The sequence below is a fragment of the Hydrocoleum sp. CS-953 genome, from assembly GCF_002260545.1.
Lineage (GTDB): Bacteria > Cyanobacteriota > Cyanobacteriia > Cyanobacteriales > Microcoleaceae > Trichodesmium.
Genome location: NZ_LGSU01000804.1, coordinates 1 through 4,760 on the forward strand (window position 1 = coordinate 1; position 4,760 = coordinate 4,760).

General features: G+C 37.1%; 5 protein-coding genes. 3 read left to right on the forward strand and 2 right to left on the reverse strand.

Annotation, left to right across the window (positions count from 1 at the left end; translation table 11 throughout):
* Positions 1-77: 77 nt before the first annotated feature.
* Together AFK68_RS10035 and AFK68_RS10040 are read right to left on the reverse strand one after the other, a co-directional pair.
* Positions 78-530: an NUDIX domain-containing protein gene (locus tag AFK68_RS10035; RefSeq protein ID WP_094672587.1), complete on the reverse strand. Its 453-nt coding sequence runs from the start codon at positions 528-530 to the stop codon at positions 78-80.
* 1,299 nt (positions 531-1,829) lie between these two features.
* A complete protein-coding gene (locus AFK68_RS10040) occupies positions 1,830-2,165 on the reverse strand; it encodes a ribbon-helix-helix domain-containing protein (RefSeq protein WP_094672584.1) in 336 nt (111 codons plus the stop codon).
* Between the two features lie 96 nt (positions 2,166-2,261).
* Here AFK68_RS10040 and AFK68_RS34840 point away from each other — a divergent pair, with 96 nt between their 5' ends.
* From AFK68_RS34840 to AFK68_RS10050, 3 genes are all read left to right on the forward strand, one after another.
* The gene (locus AFK68_RS34840; protein ID WP_143437749.1) at positions 2,262-2,510 is read left to right on the forward strand and encodes a hypothetical protein; all 249 of its coding nucleotides are present in this window, start codon (positions 2,262-2,264) and stop codon (positions 2,508-2,510) included.
* 183 nt (positions 2,511-2,693) lie between these two features.
* Positions 2,694-3,200 (forward strand): HNH endonuclease, encoded by a 507-nt coding sequence (locus tag AFK68_RS10045; RefSeq protein WP_371357313.1) that lies wholly within the window; start codon positions 2,694-2,696, stop codon positions 3,198-3,200.
* 772 nt (positions 3,201-3,972) lie between these two features.
* Positions 3,973-4,371 (forward strand): alr0857 family protein, encoded by a 399-nt coding sequence (locus tag AFK68_RS10050; RefSeq protein ID WP_094672586.1) that lies wholly within the window; start codon positions 3,973-3,975, stop codon positions 4,369-4,371.
* Positions 4,372-4,760 lie beyond the last annotated feature (389 nt).

Sequence of the window (4,760 nt, forward strand, 5' to 3'; positions counted from 1 at the left end):
AATAGATACCTCCAAACAACTTTGTTATCAGGTAAGAGAATAGAATCAATTAATCAATTAATCAATTAGAGAAATGTTTAGTCTAAAATTGTCAAACCACTCAAATAATCCTTTAATTGTCGAGCATAGTCATAACTAAGATTCTGTGGTAAAGATGTAAGTTCAAAAGCTTGAACATGACTAATCTCTAAGGTGTCTTTAACATCCATATTTCCCCGAACATCAGCTTCCACCAGAATATTAATAGAATGTACTCTTGGGTCTCGATCAGGTGCAGAATATACTCCCACCAATCGACGAATTTTTACTAATTCTAACCCTGTTTCTTCAAATAACTCCCTTTTCGCGGTAGTCAAAACATCTTCGCCCCATTCAACCATACCTCCTGGTAGAGCATATTGATTATTGTCGCGACGACGAACTAAAACTATCCGGCCATCAGGTAAAATAGGGACTACACTAGCACCCGTAAGAGGATGGCGGAATATTAAGCCAAGTACAGTTTGTCCAACTTGCCATAATCTACGCATAGGCTTAGGTATTAAAGCTAAAATATAAAGCACTTTCAATAATTCTTTTTATATTTATAGCGAACAAAAACAAAAAAAGATATTCTCAAATTATCACTATACAAAAAAATTCAGTAGGGCTAGGTTGAGCCTGAAATTAATCAGTCTCAATTTATAAGGAATTCCCTCTAACTTAGATAGATGACTAGGGGTCATTTCAGTTATCAGTTTCAGTTATTAGTACCTCCTGCTTTCTGCGCAGCATTCCGTAGGAAACCAGGAGGCTAAAATACTGAAGATTCTTTTTTTATCCTCTCTCAAGAGGAACCTTAAAACCAAAATTTTTCGCTCAAGGTAGCTGCATCATAGGCGATCACCTTCCATCCTCCATCAATACCATTTTCATTTTATGAAGCTCCAAAAAAATCCTAGATATTGGTATTGCATTCCTCCTCAAATTCTGATACCATTTATTTAATGTTAGTCGCTCGTATATACGCATGACTTTTTATTCAATCAAAAAAAAATCAGTAGAAGAAGGTCTTGCGTTAAAGTAATAAATCTTGACCAAAAATCAGATCAACCAGCCCCAATGATATAACCTATGATTAACAAGATAGTCGCATCATAGGCGATCGCCTTCCATCCTCCATCAATACCATTTTCATTTTATGAAGCTCCAAAAAAAATCCTAGATATTGGTATTGCATTCCTCTTCACATTCTGATAAGATTTATTTATTGGTATTCGCTCGTATATAAGCATAACTTTTTATTCAATCTAGGAAAAAATCAGTAGAAGAAGGTCTTGCGTTAAAGCAATAAATCTTGACCAAAAATCAGATCAACCAGCCCCAATGATATAACCCATGATTAAAAAGATAGTTGCATCATAGGCGATCGCCTTCCATCCTCCATCAATAGCATTTTCATTTTATGAAGCTCCAAAAAAATCCTAGATATTGGTATTGCATTCCTCCTCAAATTCTGATACCATTTATTTAGTGTTAGTCGCTCGTATATACACATGACTTTTTATTCAATCCAGAAAAAAAATCAATAGGAAAATAGAAGAAAGTTTCAGCAAAAATTAATGAATATCAACCTGAAATCAGATAAACTATTCCAATGAAACAACCCAGTATTTCAGTTGAATAGGTTTGGTAAAGTTAGGAACAAACAGACAAAAAAACTCCCAACCCTTCCATTTTAACTATGTATGATTCAGGTGATGGGCAAACAGACAAATAAATAAAATTGGGCGTCGTCATCTGTTGTACTTCTTAATTGTCAATTACCCATCACCAATAGTTAATAGTAGTTAATCTTCCAGACTATCTATACTAAGAGGTACCATATCACCATTAGTCGTCAGTCCTAATAACATCGCTTCACTTGGTCGTATCACCTTGCCAGTAAGTACACATCGTTCCTCTTGTTGAGCTGTTGCAGGTAAACTAGCTCGAATATCCGAATGGGAAAATTGTGGCCGATAATCGCCAGACTTTTGTTGGACATAAGTCCAGAGGATATCTCGAATCAGAGCTTGATAGCCTTTATTATTAGCCAGTTTTTTCAGTCTATCCTTTAACTCCTTTTCTAGACGAATGCTAGTAACTTCCATATCAGTAGTTGAGGTTTTAGGAATTGTGTACATGATTTTTTTCTCCTTGATTTTTACCTAGACATATCTGTAATATTAGTGTAGTATAAAAAAGGTAAGATTTGAAACCCACTTTTTGAGAGCCTTCTTGTGAAATTTTCATTTATCCAAGCCATCGAACAGTCAAAAAGCAACCTATTAAAAGGTTGTGTGACTACTTCATGCTTGAGTTTGGGAAAAATATTATGTGATGGAACAGATTTTGGCATTGATTATGGGGGTTTAGGGCTACTCGAAAAAATTAATTATTTTTTTCAGATTGAACGGCCAAATATCAGGTCAAATCAATTAGGAAGGGGAAGGTACAGACCGAAAATATCTGTACATAACTCAGACTAAAAGGTATAAATATCTTTTTTCTAGCCCCCGCTTCCGAATAAACAGAAGCAGGGGCTGTTAGTTTTAAATAGGATCAGGAAGTAAAGCAATAAAAGTAAATTTTTGAATTTGGACAATTAATTGAGAAACCAGTCGCTATAAAAAATCTAAAATTTTAAATTAGGAGGTAAAGCAGTGACCAGTATGACTCAAGTATTAAACCAATCTGTAGTAGTATTTTCCCAGAATTACCTACCCATGACCCGCGTAAATATCAAGCGGGCGATCGCTCTATTGGTGACTGGTAAAGCTGAACCTCTAGATTTTGATAATGGAAGTGGCTGGCCTGTGCGTTCTCCTAGTTTGGTTTTATATGTACCTGAACAAATTCGCTTAACGATGGCCTCCCAAGAACGAGTGTGGAAAGTTCCTCCCGTCAACCGAAGGGAAGTATTAAAGCGAGATCATCATCGTTGTCAATATTGCGGTACTACTAAGCGTTTAACCTTAGATCATGTTATTCCTCGCTCGAAAGGTGGTAAGCATAGTTGGGATAATGTAGTTACAGCTTGCGAAAGGTGCAATGCTTTTAAAGGTAATCGTACTCCTACTGAAGCAGGGATGAAATTATTAAATCAACCGAAGACACCAATACATCCGACTATTGCATTTGCTGAACAGTTCTGGCGCGAACGGCAACACGAGGTTTAGAAGTTTCTATTTTTTTGCAGGAGCAAACCGGAAAAGTTGCTTATAAGTTTCGTTAGTTCTAGTGAAGTAACTAGAGCTAAATTTTGATGCCGTTATTTGAGAAGAGAATGGCAAGGAAATTATCCTATAGCAGGGAACAGGGAACAGGGAACAGTNGGGATGAAATTATTAAATCAACCGAAGACACCAATACATCCGACTATTGCATTTGCTGAACAGTTCTGGCGCGAACGGCAACACGAGGTTTAGAAGTTTCTATTTTTTTGCAGGAGCAAACCGGAAAAGTTGCTTATAAGTTTCGTTAGTTCTAGTGAAGTAACTAGAGCTAAATTTTGATGCCGTTATTTGAGAAGAGAATGGCAAGGAAATTATCCTATAGCAGGGAACAGGGAACAGGGAACAGTTGGAAAAACATTTCCGCTGTCTAAGATTTATTATCAGTCTATGTCCTAACCAAATTCTTTCTTAGCTATAGATGCCAGATGTTGTAAACAAAACTAATTTCAATAACTGCAAAGAGTTTTGAGTTTTGAGTTATAGATTAATTACTCAATAACATCCGAAGCTCTTGAAATTAAAAAAGCAGTCAGCACTCAGCACTCAGCCATCAGCAGGAGCAAGTTTTTTTAAGGTGAATGAAGGGAATTTTAACCCCTCCTAAACCATTTGGGGATTAACCCAGAGCTGCTAAAAGCTGATAGCTGTTTGCGAAGCATTCCGTTAGGAAATGCTAAAGGCTAACAGCTAGTCAAAAAAGGAGAGACCACCGGGAATGCTAAAGTTAACTTATACTGAATCTGGCTTTTATATGGAGCGTTTGGCTCAATCTCCCGAACAGTTGGTAGCACTGCGGGTAATGTTGGCTATGCGAGTTGGTCAAAAAATTATAGTTGAACCAAGTTCAGCAGCTTTTTTGCTATCTATAAGTTTACCTGAGTTGTCGATGCTGGAGGTAGCTGTACAAAAAGAGGGTGGAGAAGATATTGCCCTTTGTGTTGCTGATGATGAATTTGTGGAAGTTAGTTTAGGAGGAAGTTGGATTACAGTAGATCCAGAACAAGAAAATGGAATTTTTATCACTGCCTTGAGCGAGGGGATTGAATTTTTACTTTTTAAGTTGTGGCAAGCGACTGAGACGAATGCCTCAGTGAGTCAGGAAGCAAGTGATTGATAAAATTGTAAATAGCCAAATATAGAACCCCTGAAGGGATCTATTTAAAATTATAGATTGAGAGTAGGGGAGTAGGGGAGTAGGGGAGATGGTGAAGCAAGGGGGCTGCTTATTCTACCTTTTTCCTCTATTCTATTTCTCCATCTCCGCCAATTCAGCAATTCTGTTTGTGGAGCATGACAAAGGGAAATTCTGACTCTTTTACCAAAAACCCTCGCCTTTGCTAATATTCCAAATGGCTTCTATCAGTTAAGAATGTAGGGAAGTTGCATCGAACTTCCCTACAAGAATTTCAGAAAAAATTGATTTATCATGTCTCCTTCAATACTTAGGGTTTGGTGAAAAAGTATTTTTTAAGGAGTAGGGGAGTAGGGGAGTAGGGGAGTAGG

Excerpts from the sequence above, each read along its gene's own strand:
- AFK68_RS10035 (WP_094672587.1), bottom strand. The coding sequence starts at position 530 with ATGCGTAGATTATGGCAAGTTGGACAAACTGTACTTGGCTTAATATTC.
- AFK68_RS10040 (WP_094672584.1), bottom strand. The coding sequence starts at position 2,165 with ATGTACACAATTCCTAAAACCTCAACTACTGATATGGAAGTTACTAGC.
- AFK68_RS10045 (WP_371357313.1), top strand. The coding sequence starts at position 2,694 with ATGACTCAAGTATTAAACCAATCTGTAGTAGTATTTTCCCAGAATTAC.
- AFK68_RS10050 (WP_094672586.1), top strand. The coding sequence starts at position 3,973 with ATGCTAAAGTTAACTTATACTGAATCTGGCTTTTATATGGAGCGTTTG.